The 20,776-nt window shown below is 41.5% G+C and carries 14 protein-coding genes and 1 pseudogene; all 15 read right to left on the bottom strand.

Translation table 11 applies throughout. The features are described 5' to 3' along the window. Positions 1 to 66: 66 nt before the first annotated feature. A complete protein-coding gene (locus FLL45_RS19580; protein WP_142943742.1) occupies positions 67 to 2,019 on the bottom strand; it encodes a hypothetical protein in 1,953 nt (650 codons plus the stop codon). Continuing rightward, complete coding sequence (locus FLL45_RS19575; protein ID WP_142943741.1) at positions 2,012 to 4,597, bottom strand: DUF4175 family protein; 2,586 nt, start codon at positions 4,595 to 4,597, stop codon at positions 2,012 to 2,014. The genes FLL45_RS19580 and FLL45_RS19575 overlap by 8 nt, the downstream gene beginning before the upstream one ends. Continuing rightward, positions 4,597 to 5,955 carry a BatA domain-containing protein gene (locus FLL45_RS19570; RefSeq protein ID WP_142943740.1) on the bottom strand — a complete coding sequence of 453 codons (1,359 nt, stop codon included), beginning with the start codon at positions 5,953 to 5,955 and terminating at the stop codon, positions 4,597 to 4,599. Before FLL45_RS19570 ends, FLL45_RS19575 begins: the two co-directional genes overlap by 1 nt. 8 nt (positions 5,956 to 5,963) lie before the next feature. Next, positions 5,964 to 6,866, bottom strand: coding sequence for a DUF58 domain-containing protein (locus FLL45_RS19565; protein ID WP_142943739.1), 903 nt, complete (start codon positions 6,864 to 6,866; stop codon positions 5,964 to 5,966). Positions 6,867 to 6,889: 23 nt separating this feature from the next. Further along, on the bottom strand, positions 6,890 to 7,885 hold the full coding sequence (locus FLL45_RS19560) for an AAA family ATPase (RefSeq protein ID WP_142943738.1): 996 nt from the start codon (positions 7,883 to 7,885) through the stop codon (positions 6,890 to 6,892). A gap of 229 nt (positions 7,886 to 8,114) precedes the next feature. Beyond that, on the bottom strand, positions 8,115 to 8,819 hold the full coding sequence (locus FLL45_RS19555) for a DUF4159 domain-containing protein (RefSeq protein WP_210247237.1): 705 nt from the start codon (positions 8,817 to 8,819) through the stop codon (positions 8,115 to 8,117). 231 nt (positions 8,820 to 9,050) lie between these two features. Further along, positions 9,051 to 10,421: a TldD/PmbA family protein gene (locus tag FLL45_RS19550; RefSeq protein ID WP_142943737.1), complete on the bottom strand. Its 1,371-nt coding sequence runs from the start codon at positions 10,419 to 10,421 to the stop codon at positions 9,051 to 9,053. Between the two features lie 38 nt (positions 10,422 to 10,459). Next, positions 10,460 to 12,091, bottom strand: coding sequence for a TldD/PmbA family protein (locus tag FLL45_RS19545; RefSeq protein ID WP_142943736.1), 1,632 nt, complete (start codon positions 12,089 to 12,091; stop codon positions 10,460 to 10,462). 399 nt (positions 12,092 to 12,490) lie between these two features. Beyond that, positions 12,491 to 14,305: an ABC transporter substrate-binding protein gene (locus tag FLL45_RS19540; RefSeq protein WP_425456691.1), complete on the bottom strand. Its 1,815-nt coding sequence runs from the start codon at positions 14,303 to 14,305 to the stop codon at positions 12,491 to 12,493. Positions 14,306 to 14,386: 81 nt separating this feature from the next. Beyond that, a pseudogene (locus tag FLL45_RS23230) lies at positions 14,387 to 15,085 on the bottom strand (serine/threonine protein kinase); the annotation flags it as partial. 374 nt (positions 15,086 to 15,459) lie between these two features. Further along, complete coding sequence (locus tag FLL45_RS19535) at positions 15,460 to 16,032, bottom strand: hypothetical protein (RefSeq protein WP_142943734.1); 573 nt, start codon at positions 16,030 to 16,032, stop codon at positions 15,460 to 15,462. Between the two features lie 167 nt (positions 16,033 to 16,199). Then, the gene (gene purD, locus FLL45_RS19530) at positions 16,200 to 17,480 is read right to left on the bottom strand and encodes a phosphoribosylamine--glycine ligase (protein WP_142943733.1); all 1,281 of its coding nucleotides are present in this window, start codon (positions 17,478 to 17,480) and stop codon (positions 16,200 to 16,202) included. 63 nt (positions 17,481 to 17,543) lie between these two features. Further along, positions 17,544 to 19,115, bottom strand: a complete 1,572-nt coding sequence (purH, locus tag FLL45_RS19525) for a bifunctional phosphoribosylaminoimidazolecarboxamide formyltransferase/IMP cyclohydrolase (RefSeq protein WP_142943732.1) — start codon at positions 19,113 to 19,115, stop codon at positions 17,544 to 17,546. 175 nt (positions 19,116 to 19,290) lie between these two features. After that, a complete protein-coding gene (fis, locus tag FLL45_RS19520; RefSeq protein WP_142943731.1) occupies positions 19,291 to 19,584 on the bottom strand; it encodes a DNA-binding transcriptional regulator Fis in 294 nt (97 codons plus the stop codon). Further along, positions 19,581 to 20,585 carry a tRNA dihydrouridine synthase DusB gene (gene dusB / locus FLL45_RS19515; protein WP_142943730.1) on the bottom strand — a complete coding sequence of 335 codons (1,005 nt, stop codon included), beginning with the start codon at positions 20,583 to 20,585 and terminating at the stop codon, positions 19,581 to 19,583. Before dusB ends, fis begins: the two co-directional genes overlap by 4 nt. Positions 20,586 to 20,776: the final 191 nt, after the last annotated feature.

The raw sequence follows: 20,776 nt of genomic DNA, 5'->3' as shown, positions 1-20,776 counted from the left end.
ACCCTCGATTTTATTATTGATTTTTGAATGTAGACTTGTTTGTTATTATTGTTATACCCATTGACGCTATTCGTCTCGCATGTACTTATTCTCGGCCCAAACTAAACTAGCACAGAGAACAAATATCCACCAGAAAATCCACTGATTAATGGGCTGATACATCTTAGTTTTGTGATGTTCAGAAGATAACGATTGTTTCTGAATATAGCGCAATGTATCTCTTCGTTTGTTAGATTGCTGGAGCGCTAACCATTCGTCATTGTCGCTTATTGAAATCCAGTCTTCATAGTGTTGATCACTCTCTGACACGCTAACATTAACGCGATACCAACCAGCTTGATTTGGCCAAAAATAGCCACAATAGCGAGATAACGTGTTTTCACCCCTTAGCAAATGCACTACTTGCTCATCATCTGGCATTGTTGCTGAAGTTACCGTGGCGGAATCAATCGGTAGGCGAGACTCAATACAAAACTTTGTTCGTTGCCCCTTAAATAACGGATAGGATATTTGTTGCAACTCAAGAGGACTCTCAGATGGTCGAGCAGCTTTACTAATAACATTTTGCCAATAATGACTGTGACTGGTTCTATCACCATTAGTGACCCATCGATAAGTCTCACGCATTAAACTGACTGTTACCCTACCCAAGCCAACATCAAGCGACTTAACTATCGGCCAGCCATTAGAAGCTTGCACAAGCGTTCTCATATTGGTTTGGATCGCTGTTAGTTGATTTTCAGGTATGAAATCCGCAGCTATTATTGGCATAAAAGATTCTATTGGCGCAGTAAACCCATCTAAATTATCGCTCCAATAAGGCACCATTTCTCTCGATTCTTCTGTCTGTTGAATCGCAATCGGAGCCATCCAACTTGGCAAGTTTTGTTTTTGATCAATTAACTCTTGATCGGCAATAACAAATAAACCTAAGCCAAGCTCCACTGCTTCTCTTAGCATTTGTTTTTGTTCAGTGGTTAATCCCAGCAACGCTCTGCCGTCCATTATTAGCAGATCAAACTCATCGAGCAAATCCTGAGTAAAATCCCTTGAACGAACATCTTTAATATTAGTTAATCGGGTAATATATTTATCTTTACTTATCTGGGTTTGCAGCATCAATTGCGCACCATTTTCAGCGGCCCAATTTTGAATTTGCTTTGTTTCAAACGATGGTGAGGATTGAACGACTAATAGCTTTGCTTGAGCTAAATGTTCTACATAAATATCGATAGCTTCCCGAACTATTTCATTTTGCTTACTGTCCTTCAGTACTATTTGATAAGTATGTCTGCCGGCCAATCTAGGCTTAGCCGATATAGAAAAAGACTCATCACTCAACAGCTTACATTCAGTCACTTGATCTCCTGCCGGATCAATTAACGCAACACTGTTCACTCGCGGATCAGTTGAATGAATTAGACCTTGAATATGAAGATAGTTGCCTAGGTTTAATCGTTGAGTCCAGTTGACTCGACTAAAGCCTGCTTTTTGCTTTGACGGTTTGAAAGCGACAGAAAGCGGCTGCAAGAGACTTTGATTAATTTCGTTTAGCACCGATTGTGATAGACCGTCTCCAACAATGGTGAGTCTGCTCATCTCTGGTAATTTCCAAAACAGCGATTGAATATTTTGGACAGTCTGAATGTCGCTATCGAACGCTTCATCGAATGAGACCGAAGTATCGGAGTGATAAAGGTTAATATCGTGCCCGCCGAGCTTAAACACTTCTTCATAGTCTATTGACTCGAGTAATTCTAAATCATAATCCGGTGAAGTAATCAGCAAACTACTTGTGTTGGCGTACTGTAAAGACGCGGGTGAGACTATTAGCGCAGCTAGCGATAATCCCGCTAAAAAATTTAACGCTATCAACCCTAACCGATAACTTCTCGATTTATTGCTCAGTGATCTACGTAAACTAATTGATACATAAATAAAAGCGAACAGGACGATTGCTAAGCTAACCACTTTGCTCAATGACAAGGGTGCAATATGAAAAAGATAGAGATCAATCATTTCTAACCTCACTCTTCAATATAGACTCTTGTCTACCCGATCGTTCTATCTGACCAGAGTCTCCTAAATCATCATTCGTCTGCAGAATTAAGGAATTTAGTTGATTAATATTATTTAGAAACTCCTGTGCACTCTCAATGTTAGACTTGAGCACCTCGCCGCGAACATTCGGTAAGCTAATTGGACGTTTGGCAAGTTGCCATAATTTAGCTTGAAGACTATCAATACATTGATCACAATCATTTAAAATCAGGGAGTCAGCGACTAAGACTTTTTCAACCGTCGCCGCATAACTAATTAATACAGGACGTGTTTCAGACAATTCTAACAACCTGTCTCTTAGCAGTGATAACTGCTTTTTAGCATTTTTTGATAATTTATTTCGATTCTCGGGGTCATTTAAGGCTTGGTAAGACACGCTGATTATCGACGCATCAGCACTTTCGTCGGCAATATCTTCTACTGACGTTTCGTAAGTAAGAATATCTTTTAATTCTCCGGTAAGGCGATTAGATTCCTTTACCGGCGGAGGCTCAAACCCAAGCCGCTTTACGTAAATTTTCTCTGCTTGTCTCGCCAACTTCAAATACTGATAGGCTTCATACTCATACGGTAATGCCTTTTCTGGCTCATGCATCATTAAATGAAGCTCTGCTTGCCACATAACACTGACAGCTCTTTTCATCCAACTTTTTGGATCTCGTTTAGATAAAGGGCCTATTTCTGCACTGCCATGATTATGAGCAAACTGGGCAATTAATTCACTGGCACCACTTAAATCAGATGAGTCAACCATTGAATTTCCAAAGGGATCTTCACTGCCATGCTGATGCTCGTGTCCACCGGTATGACCTCCTGCTGGATCGGAATGATTATGACCAGCGTGATCATCACCATCACCCTTTTCCAAAAGATGTTCAAGGTGGGACGCTAAACCAGCTGACGCTTCTCCTTGCGCCACATCTTCCCCGCCGTGATAACCATCCGCTAGTCCATGCATTTCCACAGAATCCGGTGCAGGTCCCTCTCCAAATTCATCTCCTAAATACTGGCCATACTTCTCCTTGAGATCCCGCTGAGAAAATCCGAGATCAACCGACTTTTCCTTAAAAACCGTTGGAAAAAGATCTTTCCTATCCGCAATCAGTTGTTCAGTTTCAATAATAATTTGACGTTGGCTACGAAAAAATTCGGGTATAAAACGAATTTGAATACCTTCAACAGCTGTCTCCACTATTTCATCATCTAACCAGCGAACAATTACAGATGAAGATTTGTTTCTTTGCGGTTCAGGCGCTTTGTTGTCTAACGCAATAACACTAAAATACACTTCGTCTCCGGGTTCCATACCGAGAGATTTGAGCGACCATGATTTTTTGTAAACAGACTTACTTCCCAAATTCTCGAAGCTATCAAACATGAAGGTCTCGTCTCTAAACTTAACAGCCTCTCCTGAGCCTTTAGCAACCGACGCCAATATTGAAACCGAATTTATTCCAAAATCATCTTCAATATGTGCTTCAATGTTAAAGTTTGCCTCTTCAGATTTTGGAATTTCGACGAGAGTTTGGCTTGGCTCGGCTAATCTAATCTTCGGTAATTGATCTCTAATAACCGCAATAGAATAAATATTATCAAGCATCGTCGGCTCTTGATGTTGTGAAAACGGATCAACAAAGCCAAATCGATAAAATGTTGTTTGCTGGACATTCAGTTTTAACTGATAGCGAGCATCATCCTGTAAAGTGAGTTCGTATTGATTATTATCCGCGTCAATCAAAAGCCATTGAAGTGACTTGTTATTTTGACTATTAAACTGCACTGACCATTCAACTTGACTCCCTTCTAGTATTTCTAAATTTAAGTCCTCTAACTCGATACTCGGTAGCTTAGTATACTGCGGGGGGGTAATTTGAATGAGTGAACTCGTTAACTTCGGAGCCAGCTTGTCGTCTTGCTGTGATAATTTTTCCGGTTCGCTATTCCGTGAAGTGAATTCTTCCGATGAGAATTTTGGAACGACATACCAACTTACTAAGAGTGAAATTATCAAGGCAACTAAAGGTATTAAAAAGTCTTTCCAGGGCCATGCGGGGAGAACCTTTTTAATTTGCCCATTGCTAATATCTCTCTCAATCAGATTGTACACAAACTTTTTTTGAATTTGTTTCAGTAACGATAGTTGTTCATTTGGTTGATTAACTAGCTGCGCACTTTCTTGGTACTCGCTAAATTGTCTATTTAAATGTTCTAGAAAATTTTCGAGTGAAATCGCGCGGTATGATTGACGCTTCAATAGTAAAGACAAGGAAAAAATCCCAATAATCGAAACCGTTAGATATTGCAGAATGGGCTCTAGATCCAGGAACGATATCAATACAAAGCCTGTCACGGCATAAAAAATAGCCTGACAAAGGTAGGCGAGTTGTTTTTTTTGTTTATAACGCCGAAGATAATAGTTTAGCGTATCGATGGATACCTGAATTGAATCAGTACTTTCGTTCATACCGTTGCTATTATAGCTATCAGTCGAAGCATTATCAGACAAATCATTTTCAAGCGAACTCTTTTGACTCATTACAATGAACCACCTACACGAGAAGATGAATCATCAGCTAAATTTGCGTTATTCTTAATGAATCGTTTTTCGGATAACCATCGTTCGATTGCCCACAATAGCGCAATCAACAACAACAACCAATGACTAAGCTCCTTTTTCTCAAAAACGTCTTTATGATCAAGCTTGTTCTCGGCGAGCAATTCGTTAAGTCTTGGCAGTGGGACCGCGGTTTCATTAACCGAATAGGACTCCAATTCAATATTCCGAGTGATCAAACGTTCTAAATCGATTGGAAAGTTGGGCCGCTTAACCCAATCTGTCCAATCAGGACGAAATCGACTTAGCCACTGAATATGGTTTTCTTCATGAGCTATCAATAATGGGATGCCTAGTTTATCCTGCCATAACATCTCATGAGTATCTTTAAGTTCAACTATCGTTGTTTTGAAAAGACGAATCAAACGACCTTGCGGATTAATTAAGCGAAGTCCTGAAGTGCTATTTTGAGTAATTCCGTCACTAATTAAATAGCCTCCCTTTTGAGTATATTCAATGATATTCTGGGGAAGTTCCATATCGGCTAAATAGATCAAAACATCAGAATCAATGGATGCATTCGGCTCAAGACTATCTAGTGGACGAAATGAGACCATATACCGATTATTAGTTAAGTCATTTAAATATTTGAATGAACTTGCCAAGACTTGCTGGTCAATTTGGCGATTAGCATCAAAAAACACAATCACTTTTAGCGGAACGGTACTGTTGTCGGCTTCATCTATTGTCGGTTTAAAGTGATATTGGTAATTACGTTCTAAATCCACACGGCTAGAACTAAACTGAGCCAAGTCATTCACAGCATAAACATGTGTCTTGTTAGCAAAGATACTTTTGCTTTCCCAAGCAAGCAACAATGTCTGTAGGGAGAAATTCCGTTTTCTATCCGCTAAAATGGCTTGTGCTTTTTCCTTTGCAGCTTCCCAATCCATCGGTATCGAATTGAATTCTGGCGTTAGCCAAAAACTATTTGCGTCAATATCTACTGATAAGTTGTTAAAGTCGACTTCATTCGAGTTGACCACCCATTCAGGAGAAACTAAGTTAACTCTATCTTTTATGTCAGCGTCCTGATTAAAAAAAAGTCCCGCCAACAATAAAGCTAAAGCAGTAAATATAAATATTCGTAACAACAATAAAACCCACTGAGTAACTTTAAGCTCGGTAACTTTTATTTTCTTGGCTTGTTTAATTAATTCTACATGTCCGAACCAAACGATTTTTCCTCGAGTGCGATTGAAAAGATGAATAAGAATAGGGATAGAAATCGCCGCAAGCGCGCCAAGTGATAGAGTATCTACAACAGAGAAGTTAGCCATCGAACTGATTACCAAGAAACTCTTTGTCTTTGCTTGAGGTATTCATAACAGGCATAATCGAGAGGTTGATCGATATTAACTGACGAGCAGTTGATCTGACTCTTAAGGAGTTTATCTTTTAATTGTTTTTGATAGTCGTCGAGCGCTTTAAGATAGGAATCCCGAGCAGCTCCGGCTGATACTAATACCTCTTCATGCGTCTCAAGATCTTTAAACCTTACAGCACCTTTATAATTGAAGTTCATTTCGTCTTCACAAACCATTTGTAAAGCGACGACCTCACTCAGTCCGCTTCCTAACTTTTTAATCACTCGAGTGATTTCATCCTCTCTCTGATAAAAATCACTCAAGACAAAAACCAATGATGGCTTTTGTAACCGTTCGATATAATTTCGAATGAGATCAAGTGAAGGAAAAGATTCATTGCTTTCTATCCTAACTAGTTCTCTTAATAGTTTCTGCCAATGCCGTTCACCATTTCCTGCCGGTAAAAAAGATAAATGACGCTTAGACATTCCTATCAACCCAATTAAGTCACCTTGCTTTTGCGCAATGTATGACAAGCTGGCGATTAAATGTTTGGCATACTCCAACTTATTCCAATCACTGGCTTGGTTCGATAGGGACATTTGCTTCATCGATTCGCTAGCATCAAGCAAAAACCAAACTTGAATTTCACTTTCGCGCTCAGCTTCTCGAACAAAATAACGATCACTTCGAGCGAAGAGCTTCCAATCAATTCGGCTAAGCTCATCACCAGGCTCATAAGCGCGATATTGATTAAATTCGATACCGACACCTCGTTGTCGACTCGAGTGTAAGCCATGCAAAAAGCCTTCAGCCACCGTTTTAGCTATAAGAGGCATGTCTTTTACTCTCGCGAGAGTTTTCGGATCAATGTACTTTTCCATGAAATTTTCCGACCACTGCTAATCTAACTGAGTTTTGTCGATGGTTTTGCAACTGTATTCATGAGATCATCAATTACACTATCCGTCGAAATTCGATCCGCTTCTGCTTGAAAGTTAAGGAGTATTCTGTGTCTCAACACCGCCGGCGCAACAAAAGCGATATCGTCAAGCGTCACAGAGTAACGCCCGGATAACAACGCTTTAGCTTTGGCGCAAAGCGCTAATGCTTGCCCTGCTCGAGGACCAGCCCCCCAACGGACGTATTGTTTAATTGTCTCTACTTGAGTAGTCGCTGGACGAGTCTCCCGAGCTAACTGAGCAACATACCCTAACATTGCATCGGAAACTTCGACACTTCGAGCTAATTGCTGTAAACCTACTATCGTTTCGTCATCTAAAAGAGCACGTAGTTTAACCGAAGACTGTCCGGTTGTTCTGCGTAAGATTTCAACCTCTTCAGCTTCACTTGGATAATCAACACGCACGAACATAAGGAACCGATCTAATTGCGCTTCAGGTAAGGGATAAGTACCCGATTGCTCTACCGGATTTTGAGTTGCTAAAACAAAAAATGGCCGTGGTAATTCGTAAGTAGTACCTGCGTAGCTCACACGTTTCTCTTGCATCGCTTCAAGCAATGCCGCTTGTGTTTTTGGCGGGGTGCGGTTTATCTCATCTGCAAGTAAAATATTGGTAAATACAGGACCTTTTTGAAATTTAAAAAAGCGCTTACCAGTAGCGTGATCTTCTTCTAAAATTTCTGTACCAACAATATCACTTGGCATTAAGTCAGGCGTAAACTGGACTCGATGAAACTCTAATTCCAGTGTCTCTGCTAAAGTACTCACCATCAGCGTTTTTGCTAGGCCAGGTACCCCCTCGAGTAAGCAATGTCCACCCGCAAGAATACTAATTAATATCTCTTCGATTATTTGTCTTTGACCGACAATCACTTTACCAATTTCGTCAGTAACCTCGGTCAGTTGCGCTAACTTTTCTTTAATTTGTTGTTCAGTCATTGTAACTCGAATTATAAATTCTAATTAATAAGAATAACCTGATTAATCAAGCCGCCTGTTTAGTTTACCTTTAACCTTTAGTCACCTTTCAGAAGTCATCTCGAGTGGTAATCGCAGGTGAGGTTTTATAACGTTCCCTTGCTAGTTTTAGTCGTTAGCTCGAGATTCTTAACACTCAGTAATTAGCGCTTCAACCTAATGAGATAAAAATAATAATTAGTACAAAATCCTATGAAGTCATCGCGTAAATCACAATATTGACCGCAAACCGAGTATTGTCTTCATACATAAAACGCTTATTTCTGAAGTCGTAATCCCACTCACAACCTAAATCTTTGTTGCTGTATAAAACGCCAATACGACCATCAATTTCTATCGCTTTCAAATAGTCATGCACTAAGCCATCTCCCCAGCCGTTGAGCTCAACACCTGTATCCGGCGGCCCATCAAATTCAAAAAACGAAGAGTAGATAGGGTGGTCGTTGGGGATTTTTTGTAAGGCTTTTTCGCCAAAAATTTCAGCCATCTGAGCTTCAAACGTTCGCGCAAAAACACCATCAATATCGTGATTACAATCGTCGACAAAGACAAACCCGCCATTTCTCACATAGGTTTCAAAATTTTCTTTTTCGGCATGATTGAACTCTACCAGTCGATGTCCAGCCATATAACAAAAAGGAGAATTAAGCATAGCCGGATCGGCTAATGGAATGATTCGCTCGTTGATGTCAACTCTAAGCGTCGTGTATTCAATCAGAGAATTAAGGATATTAGCAGGCATCCTTTCATCAACATCCCAGTTACCCGATTCATAACTTAGTCGAGTAAAATAAAAATCAAAGTCTTGATTGCTCGCAGCCAACAAAGTGTGAGGCATTGCTCCTGCAACCAAACTCGATAGCGCCAACTTTTTTAAACAACTTCTTCGTTTCAACGGACTGAATTACCTAGTGCCTATTACTTAATACCAATTATTGACTTTTAATTACCGACTATTGACGGCTTGCTATTGACGGCTTACTGATTACAACCGACTAATTTTCTGCAATCAGCGTTCAGTTTTAAAATAGTGAGGCGCAAAAATGCGCCTCACTAGTCTTTGTTACTTTAGTATTTGATACTGCATTTAATCAATAACCTAAAATTTATTGCAGTATGCCGTCTATTAAACCGCGTCAGATAAACTACTGAAAGTAAAGTCTCTCACTTTCATTGGTGGAACCATAGCACCATTAATACGTACCGGTTTTCCAAGCGACTCAATATTATTTAGCATCACAATGGGACTTTCATTGAAGCGGAAGTTCTTGATCGGATATTTGATTTTTCCATCTTCGATAAAAAAAGTACCATCGCGAGTCAAACCGGTATACAGCAAGGTTTGTGGATCCAATTGACGAATATACCAAAGTCGAGTCACCAAGATACCACGACGAGTATTCTTGATCATTTCCTCAAGGCTTTCATCGCCTCCATCCATAATGAACTGCGTTCCACCACCAAAAAGACCAATACTTCCAGAGGTCGCTGTTGGCATATATTTAGAGCCAGTTTTCTCTGCCCAGTAGCGAGAGTTAGGCATATTAACAACTTTACCGTCTTTGACCCAGTGAGTCTTAGCGACAGGATGCCCATCTGCTGCGAAAGTTGCGGTCGGCACTTCTGGATGATTTGGGTCAGAATAAATATTGACTCGTTCATCGAACATTTTCATACCGAGTTTATTTTTTGGCGCGTCTTTCTCGCCTTCTTTTGGCTTGTAGCTGAGGAAGCTTCTTCCTTCATCCGCTGTTCGTTGGCCCATGCTACCGACCATATTTGCCAGTAATTGCACGCTTGCAGCTGGCTCCAAAATAACAGTGTACTTACCCGGTTCTAACTCTTTCGCATCGACCGAGCCCATTGATTTTTCGATAGCAATCTTTGAAGCGGTTGCCGTATCCATTTTATTGACGTCAGAATAGTCACGAGTCACCCAACCGGAACCACGACCATCCTCAGTCCGGATAGTTGCCGAAAAGTTCACGCTTGTCCCGACGTTATAAGCAAACAATCCCTTACTATTCATGATCGCTAACATGTTCGTTTGGTCATTGAGAAACCCACTGGCAATAAGTTTGTTTTTCTTTGACGGTGTTATGCTGTCATCAGCAGCTTTGGCTCGATACTCCGGAGTCACATCAGCTGTCGATTTGAAATAAGTTTTAGTTTTCGCATATTTTTGCGGGCCGAGAATTGGCATATATTCATCATTGTCTGGCGCCAGTTTGGCAAGCTCTTCACTTCGACGTACTACTTTTTCCAAGCTTGCATCATCAAACTCGTTAATCGTTGCAACGCCGGTTTTTTTGCCATAACTCGACTGCACAGCTAAGGTCATATCACTCAATTGACCAGCCGTTGTGACTGTATTGCGGGCATAACGAACATTACCGCTTAATTGACCATTTAAATTACATTCGCACTCGTCAGCTTTGGAGAATGCGAGAACCTTGGTTAAAATCGCTTTCGCTTCTTTTTCAGTTACAATTGACATTGTTCACCTCATCTAATCTTATTCTGTCATTCTTCAAACTAAACTCGACGTTTAGTATTGAGTACGTTGATATTATTAAATCGAGTCGTTGGACACCCATGAGAAACAGCACTAACTTGCGATGGCTGTCCTTTACCGTCAAAGAATGAACCACCAACACGGTAGTCAGATTTACCGGCAAGTTGAGTACAGGAGTTCCAAAACTCTTGAGTATTAGATTGATAAGCAACATCTTCAATCTGGTCGACAATTTTGCCGTCCTTGATTTCATAAAACAATTGTCCACCAAACTGGAAGTTGTAACGTTGTTGGTCGATTGAAAAGGAGCCACGTCCAGCAATGTAGATACCATCTTTTACATCTTTGATAACGTCATCAGCACTTAAATCTTCTTTCGCATTTGGACGTAGTGACACATTTGGCATACGCTGGAATTGAACATCTCGCCAGCTTTGCGAGTAACAGCAACCGTGAGACTCATTTTGGTCTATCATGTGAACTTGATCACGAGTTGCTTGGTAATTAACTAAGATACCATCCTTAACGAGATCCCATTCTTTGGTTTTCACACCCTCGTCATCGTAACCAACGTTACCTAATGAATAAGCTTGATTTTTATCCGCAAACAAGTTGACGATATCGCTGCCATATTGGAATTTCTTGCTCTTCCATTTATCCAGCGTCGCAAAACTTGTACCGGCAAAGTTAGCTTCATAACCCAAGACTCGGTCAAGTTCCAGTGGATGTCCAACAGACTCGTGGATCGTGAGCATTAAGTGGGCGGGGTCGAGTACAAGATCGTACTTACCCGGTTTAACCGATTTCGCTTTAAGTTTTTTCTGTAATTCTTTACCCGCGTTGGTTGCATCTTCAACCATATCATAAGAATTGTTGTAGCCTACGTTCGCACCTTGAACATAAACTTTATCTTCTTTCTTGCCGTCTAGGTACTCAAAGCCCATACCGACAGGATTGCCTAAGCCACTTCTTTGTTTAAAGCCTGATTTACCAACCGCCGTTGCAAAGAACGGAGCCCACAATCGGTGAACATCTTGGTCAATATAAGAACCTTCGGTTGAAGCGAAATATTTTTGTTCATTCACCAAAAACAAAATCGATTGAATGAAATTCGCGCCATTCGTTAACGCTGCATTGTTCACTTCAAGTAGCATATCAACTTTGTCTTTGACCGGAATTTCAAATGCGTTTTTAACAATTGGCGTTTTCCAGCTGATGTCTCCGTAACCTTTCACTGGCGCTAAACGGACAGGCTCGGTTTGAAACTTTGAATTTGCTTTCGCAATAGCCACCGCATCTTTAGCAGTTTGAGCAATACTTTCTGGGGTCATAATCGAGGTGGAGGCAAATCCCCAAGTACCGTTTGCAATGACTCGAATACCGATCCCAGCAGACTCAGTGTTAACAACATTATTAACAACTTTATCTCGGGTAGTAATAAACTGGTTGAGATACCGGCCGATTCTCGCATCTGCGTAGGTTGCACCTACTGATTTTGCAGCGTTAAGTGCCACATCGGCGAGTTGCTTTTTCATTGCAACATCCATTGGTCGGTCAAGTAGTTCCGCTGCAGTCACAATATTACCGTTAATGGGTAACATCATGCTGCCAAAGCCGGCACAGGAGAGCTTGACAAAATCACGTCTTTCCATTGTTTCCACCTCTAGTTTTGAGAATGTAGTTTATTCTAGTGTCTAATTGATTAGCTTTCGTTTTATTATCTATAACTCGCACAGCAAAGGTGCAAAAGTATAAATATGGTCCAAAATGGTCGTTAATTAACCAATTATTATCGTTTTTAAGCAGTATTAAATTGCATTAAACCCCGCCAAGAGATTCAACGCGAATTAATATTCCTCTTTTCAACAGTCAAAGGCAAAGGGGAAAATGTAAGAATCTATAATCTCTGACATACTTTGCTGTAAGATTGCTCATATCGGGACATTTAAGTTACGGATCAATAGGTTAAAGAGGGATTTGTCGGCAAGCACTAGGCCGATGGTGCTATTGGTGAGCTAAAACTGGCAGCAAAGTGTTAATCAGTGAATTGGCTATTCCCGCAACTCAACTAATTCAAAATTTCCCTCTGTGTCAATTTTCGTTCCCCAGACTCGGTGGCTACCCTGATGGTTAGAGAGACTAAAACTAACTGGCGAGCCTATACCGAGATCAAAATCTTTGATTGACTCCAAGGCCTCAACCACAATTTCAGTGTCCAAATGTCGCCCAGCCCGAATTAGCGCTTCACAAAATATTTGTGCGACGATGTAACCTTCTAAAGAGATAAAGTTAGGTTTTTCACCCGGAAAATAAGCATTGAGATGTTCCCTGTACTTTAAAACACCAGTCGCGTAAGAATTAAATGGCGGTACCACTTGAGAAATTAAAACATCGTTACCAGAAACGCCGATTTCTTGTAAACGCTCAACGAGCGCTGTTGAGCCGACAAATGACACGTTGGCAAACTTCCCTTGGTAGCCTTTTAGCTGCATTTGTTTGATGAACTCTGCGCTGGCAGCGTATGTACTAACCATTACAATTGCATCTATCGATTGCTCAGGGGCGGATAATAACTCGACGGCATCACTGACTTGAGCCGTGTTACGTTCATAACTTGCTTTAACAATAGAGTCATGTGAGATCCCTTTTTTATGCAGCGCAGTTTCAACGCCATGGACTCCCGCTAAACCATAACTGTCATTTTGAAAAAAAATAGCAATGCGACTTGCCGGGATTTCTAACTCATTAGTATAGTAATCAATTAAAGCTGAAGTTTCGTCGGCATAACTCGCCCGATAATTAAAAACGTAGCGGTCTGGTGGATTGTTTCTTAATATTGACGAGCCTGAAAATGTACCAAATACGATAGTCTTATTATCTAATAGCACCGGTAATATCGCTTTTGCTGTGGGTGTCCCCACGTTGCCGAGAAGCGCAAAGGCTCCCAACTGTGGATCGAGCAAAGAATCCATATTTGCTAGAGCACGTTGCGGCTCATACCCATCATCTAACTCAACTAACTTTATCTGGCGTCCGTGGATCCCGCCTTGCTGATTAATATATTGAAAATAAGCATTAATACCGGTTCGCATGGAATGACCAATTTCACGTGCGCTTCCCGAAAACGCGGCACTCATTCCGATATCAATTCTTTCGCTTGTAACGCCCCTCGGAATGGGGTTCTCCAGAATCGAGTAATGATAGAAATCAAGCATTTGATAACGCCAAGGCATATACAGCCATACGCTAGCACTAATAATTGTGACAATTGCCAAAGTGACCACTAAATTTCTGGCAAAGTTTGATTGAGTTGAAGTCTTATTGGCGATACTAAGTGAAACATTAGAAATAGATTGCGCATTAATCTTTGAGGGCGACTCGTCTCTTTCAAACCCTGGCTGTTCCAACTCTAGTTTGTCGGCAGCAGCTTTTATGTCAGCTAATGATATCGCTTCTAATCGGCTAACTGATGGCAAGGTACTAGTGATCTTTCCGGGTCGCGTCACAATTCGAGTTGCATCCTGCATCTCTTCAATTTTTCCTATAGCCCCTTGGAGTTTAAATTTCTCCGCGATAGCATTCGCCTTTTCATAGCTAATATTTTTTCGCACAACAATTGGTTTACCGCTAAAAAGCTTCGCGATTTGCTTACTGCTGTAGCCAAAGTTTTTATGAAAATTCAAACTGGCTTGTTGTTGAGAGACTCCTTGCGCCAGCTCTCCCCGATAGACAAAATAGTATCTCGTCGCTTCTCCTGCTGCGGTTGATTTTTGTATCGGCTTGGATTTTTCACCACGAGCATACTCGGTTATATCAGTCCAAAAACTATTCACATCCTGATATCTTTGCTCACGCCCGAGTTGCATCGCTTTTTCTATCACTGGCTGCAAGACTATGGCATCAGAATCTTTTACATCGCTTTGCGACAATGGCTCAGGCAATGCTGATAATTGTTTATGCATTATCACTTCACCGCTGTTTCCTTCATAGGGCGCCCGACCGGTTAACATAAAATAAAGTACAGCTCCCAAAGCATAAATATCGGCGCGCGTATCAATATCTTGCTCACCCGATATTTGTTCTGGGGCAATGTACCCTGGCGTGCCCATTACGGTCCCCATCCGAGTATGCTTTAAATCGCGCTCTTCTAATGGCTTGCTAATCCCAAAATCAAGGATTTTGGCAACCACGGTGTCACCAGAAACTGAGCTCACCATAATGTTATTGGGTTTGATATCACGATGCACGATATGCATTTTATGCGCAGCATGCACGCTGCTGCAGACTTGTTCCATTACCCACAAACACTTCGCCAGAGACAATCCGCCTTGCGCTTTGACAATGTCACCAATGGTTTGCCCATCTAAATATTCCATCGCTAAAAAAACGATATCATCGTCCGTTTTTCCAAAGTCAAACACGCTCACTACATTAGGATGATTTAACTGGCTATTAATACGCGCTTCTCTGAGGAATAACTCGGCAAAGTCATCATCGACTAAGTTGGGGCGCAACACCTTTAAAACGACCTGACGTCCTAAGCTTAGCTGTTCAGCGATATAGACCATGCCCATACCGCCATCCGCGAGCACTCGCTGAATTTGATATGCGTCTTTGAGGATTTTTCCTATGAGTGGATCCGTCATAAACTTTGCGAAGATATTTTTTATTTTCTAGCGTGCCTAAACCAGTGTCATTGCTAATAATAGCGCGGAATCGACAGGGAAACCGTAATTTAATACTAATAAGCTTAACTTTAATAAACTTTAGCGTTTTTTGAGTCGATGTTGCTCACCGGAGAAAGCCCTAGTTTCCTTCAGCTCAACGATTAATATTGCTATATACGGGGCTTATCTCAGTTCATTCTCATTGAGTGGGAGCTGATTGAGGGAGATTGATTGAAGCGCATTGCTTGCGGGGCAATGATTGAACGGCATTGGTTGAAGGGCATCGATTGATAGGAATTCATTGATGGTCATTGCAAAGGCGACAAGTTTCAGTCACGCAACAATAAAAAATATCATTCAACGATGCAGTATTCAATTTCTTTAAACTCTTCGGTGTCATAAAGAAATCGGTCAAATTTATCTCCTTGCTCAAAAATACTCATTAATTTGTTGACCTCTACGTGGAGTTTCTTATCACTAAAAGTACGCGCAACAGAGCTATATCGCCAATCTGATGGCTTCTCAACTAACCCATGATGAACCGGGTTGTAATTAATGTATTTGACCATCGGTAACAGATGAGATTTGTTTTTAATATGTAAAAATTGCGGAAGCTTTTGGAATTGATTACCGAGACGATTTTCTTGCTTATTAATCATTGCCGAAAACTCGTCCGAAAACTCTCGCCAGATCTCAACGATCGTTGTATCAACTTTCAGCTTAACTCGCACCATAAAATGAAAGTGATTGGGTACTAAGCAATAAGCCCAAACATCGAGGTACTTTGAAAAATACTTGCGAAAATTTTTCAGAAAAGAGTCATAATTTCTGGCGTTATAGAAAAGCTTGGCATTCTTTGCCAATGAGTGTCCAAATAAATGATAAAACTCACCTTCGACTAAATGAATTTTTTCGTGACTACTCAAGCTTTTCTCCAAACAATTTGGTTATCAACGGATATAGCCAAACAAACTGAATATAGGCAATAAATTGACTAACAAACTATTTAGTTTGATTGCGCTAAGGATGATAACAAAAGGACTGGAGCAAAGCGATACACCAAAATTAATTTGTGTATCGCTTTAATGTAATATTATTTTTCACGTGCAATTGCGCGGTGACCAATATCAGTACGATAGTAGACTTTGTCCCAGTCGATAGATTTTACTCGGTCATAAGCGAGAGCTTGTGAAGCCGTCACACTGTCACCCAATGCGACGACACATAGCACTCGGCCACCCGCAGTGACCACTTTACCATTTTCATTTTTAGTCCCAGCATGAAAAACCTTGGTATCTTGAATGTCGTTTTCAAGCCCTTTAATTTCATCACCTTTTGGGTAGCTCTCAGGATAACCGCCAGCGGCCATAACAACCCCAACGGCAAACCTTGGATCCCAATCACAAGACACAGAATCGAGTTTTCCCTCTAATGCGGCCAGACAAAGTTGCGACAAATCCGATTTTAAGCGCGATAAAATCGGTTGAGTTTCTGGATCACCAAATCGACAATTATATTCTAAGACTTTTGGTACACCTTCTGGAGAAATCATAATTCCTGCATATAAAAATCCGGTATAGGGATGTCCCTCAGCCGCCATTCCTTCCACAGTTGGAACAATCACCTGTTGCATGATTTTAGCGTGCATTTCATCAGTAACAACTGCCGCCGGTGAATACGCACCCATGCCACCGGTATTTGGTCCAGTATCACCGTTATCACGTGCTTTGTGATCTTGAGAGGTCGCTAATGGTAAAATATTTTTCCCATCAACCATGACAATAAAGCTTGCTTCTTCGCCAACTAAAAACTCTTCAACGACGACACGATGACCGGCATCGCCAAATTTGTTACCAGCGAGCATATCATCAATTGCTGCAAAGGCTTCGTCTTGAGAGTTGGCAATAATAACGCCTTTTCCTGCAGCCAAGCCATCAGCTTTAATGACGATAGGCGTGCCGACTTCTTCAACGTAGGCTTTTGCCGCGTCAATCTCAGTAAAGTTGCCATATGCAGCTGTTGGAATTTTATGACGCGCTAAAAAGTCTTTAGTAAATGCCTTTGAGCCTTCTAGCTGTGCTGCGCCTTTGCTTGGCCCGAAACATTTCAAACCAGCGGCAGTAAACTGATCGACAACGCCGAGCACTAATGGCGCTTCTGGACCAACAATGGTCAAGTCAATGTTTTCCTGTTTGGCGAAATTCAATAAACCCGCGATATCCTCTGCGCCGATATCAATATTTTCTAATTTATTTTCCAGCGCAGTTCCCGCATTGCCCGGTGCTACATATACCGTTTCGACACTATCTGATTGTGCTGCCTTCCAAGCTAAAGCATGCTCTCGACCGCCACCACCAATGATTAAAACTTTCATTTTTGTTATCCAATTAAAATTCAACGCCCTCTGCTTTCGAAGAGGGCTAAAAAGACGAAAAAATTAGTGCTTAAAGTGACGCATTCCTGTAAACACCATTGCCATTTTATGCTCATTAGCAGCATCAATAACTTCTTGATCTCGCATCGAACCACCTGGCTGAATAATTGCACTGATGCCGGCTTCTGCGGCCGCATCGATTCCATCTCGGAACGGGAAGAACGCATCAGAAGCCATTACTGACCCTTTAACTTCTAGGCCTTCGTCTGCAGCTTTTATCCCAGCAATTTTTGCGCTGTAAACACGACTCATTTGACCGGCACCAACGCCAATGGTTTGTTCATTTTTAGCATAAACTATCGCATTTGATTTAACACTTTTCGCAACCTTCCAGCAGAACAATAGATCTTTAATTTGTTGCTCAGTCGGTTTAACTTCAGTAACGATTTTAAGGTCTTCTTGAGTCACAACACCTAAATCGCGCTCTTGAACTAACAAACCACCGTTAACACGCTTGTAATCCCAACTTGTGATCGGAGCGCCCCACTGACCACATTCTAATAAACGAACATTTTGTTTCGCCGCGACTACTGCTTTGGCACGCTCAGATACCATCGGCGCGATAATGACTTCAACAAACTGCCGATCGATAATTGCCTTGGCTGTTTCATGATCCAGCGCTTGGTTAAACGCAATGATACCGCCAAACGCAGAAGTAGGATCAGTTTGAAAGGCGCGATCATAGGCCTGAAGAATATTTTCATCTACCGCGACACCACATGGATTCGCATGTTTAACGATAACACAAGCCGGTGCATCAAATTGCTTTACGCACTCTAGTGCGGCATCAGTATCAGCAACATTATTAAATGATAACGCTTTACCTTGAATTTGTGTTGCAGTAGCAACGGATGCTTCTTGTGGATTAGCTTCCACATAAAACGCTGCTGATTGATGCGGATTTTCTCCATAGCGCATAGTTTGCGCTTTTTGGTATTGCACGGAATACGACTCGGGAAACTCTTGTGGTTCATCCAAGTTGTCTAAGCGTGCCCCTAAATAATTTGAAATAGCCGCATCATACTTTGCGGTATGCGCAAATGTTTTCCAAGCTAAACGGTATCGAAGTGAATAGTCTGTACCGTTGTTTGCTTCGAGCTGAGCAATCACCTGCGGATAATCAGCAGGATCAACTGCAACCACGACATCATTGTGGTTTTTAGCTGCTGCTCGCAGCATAGTTGGACCACCAATATCGATATTCTCAATGGCATCGACTAATGAACAATCGTCTTTTGCAATGGTTGCTTCAAATGGGTATAGGTTAACAACAACCAGATCAATCCCACCGATTCCATGTTCTTCCATAACCGCTTCATCTTGCCCACGTCGCGCGAGGATTCCGCCATGAATTTTCGGATGGAGTGTTTTAATCCGACCGTCCATCATTTCAGGAAACCCGGTATGACTGGAAACCTCTTTGACCGGTACATTGTTTTCCATTAACAATTTCGCAGTACCACCTGTTGATAAAATCTCGACGCCCGAAGCGGCTAAAGCTTGGGCAAACTCCAAAACACCAGTTTTGTCTGATACGCTAATGAGTGCGCGTTTGATGGGTCGAATTGAACTCATGTTACTCTCTTATTCCAAATCGTCAGCTATGCAGTGCAATAATAATAGTCCCGATAATCTAAATCGCCAGGCGATTTTATCAATCCAGAACCGCTTGATATAAAATCCGTTTTCATGCTTCCACAAACGACAAAACGGGCTCTCGCCCGCTTTGCCAAAATCAATAAAATACCGCTTAGTTTAAGCCGTACATCTTTAATTTTTTACGAAGAGTACCACGGTTCAAACCCAGTACTTGCGACGCTTTAGTTTGGTTCCCTTGAGTGAATGCCATGACACATTCCATCAGTGGCGCTTCAACTTCAGCCATAACCAAGTCGTAAATGTCAGAAGGTTTTTCATCTTCTAACTGTGCAAAGTAGTTTTTCATTGCTAACTCTACACTTTCTCTTAAAGTTGTTTGTTGATTTAAGATCTCAAAAGAACCGCTTTCTTTTTGTTCTAATGTTTCAACGTTATCTAAATTCATGCCACTTGTGCCTTTTCGATTTTTCTTTGTTTAAAATACTCGGCTAAAACGCTCAGTTGCTTTTCGGCCGATTGAATTTGGTTGAATAACTGTCGAAAATTCTTCTCGTCTTGGTGGTTCGCTAAATGCTCATCGTTCGTTACATACCAAGTAACGTGTTTACGAGCAATTCTCACTCCCTGAATTTCACCATAAAATTCATGCAACGCTGCGACGTGCGAAAGTAAGACATGTTCCACTTCATCAAGATGAATTTCCGGCAATAGTTCCCCGGTTTCTAAAAAGTGCAAGGTTTCCCTGAAAATCCAAGGACGACCTTGCGCGGCTCTACCGATCATCAAACCGTCTGCACCGGTGTACTCAAGTACTTGCCGGGCTTTGTGTGGCGAATCGATATCACCGTTAGCGATAACTGGAATCGACACTGCCTCTTTGACAAGTTTGATAGTCTCGTATTCAGCTTCACCAAAATATTTACACGCGCGAGTACGACCATGCACCGCAAGTGATTGAATGCCTGCATTTTCTGCTAATTTTGCAATTAGCAGCGCATTCTTATTCTCTGGGTCCCAGCCAGTTCGTATTTTCAGTGTTACCGGAACATCTACCGCTGCGACCACTGCGTTAAGAATTTCATCGACTAACTCAGGATCTTTCATCAGCGCAGAGCCTGCCGCTTTTTTACAAACTTTTTTAGCTGGACAGCCCATATTGATATCAATGACTTCGGCACCGTTCTGCACATTGTACTCGGCAGCGGCAGCGAGCATTTCTGCATCACCCCCTGCAATTTGAACAATTCGCAGTCCGGGCTCTCCGTCGTGACGTAACCTCAATTGGCTTTTTCTTGACTGTCTAAGAGAAGGATCGGAAGAAACCATCTCCCCAACCACAACTCCCGCGCCCATTGATTTACATAAGCGACGAAACGGTAAATCCGTTACCCCCGCCATTGGCGCCAGAAACAGATTGTTATCCAAAATATGAGGACCAATCTTCATTCTGGAAACCTATAATCAATATTACTTAAAATTGGGGCTGGTCAAGAAAGCACCAGATTTTACACGTTTACAAACGGGAAGAAAACGACAAGTCGCGTAATTTTTATGTTTTTTTTACGCCTTTATGACAAATAAAAGCTTGCATTTCAGATTTTGCTAATAAATCAGCTATTTGGCTACCTCGGGCACAC

It is taken from the genome of Aliikangiella marina (assembly GCF_007004765.1).
Taxonomy (GTDB): domain Bacteria; phylum Pseudomonadota; class Gammaproteobacteria; order Enterobacterales; family Kangiellaceae; genus Aliikangiella; species Aliikangiella marina.
Note: the sequence above shows the minus strand (reverse complement) of the source record. Positions and strands in the feature narration are given on the sequence as shown.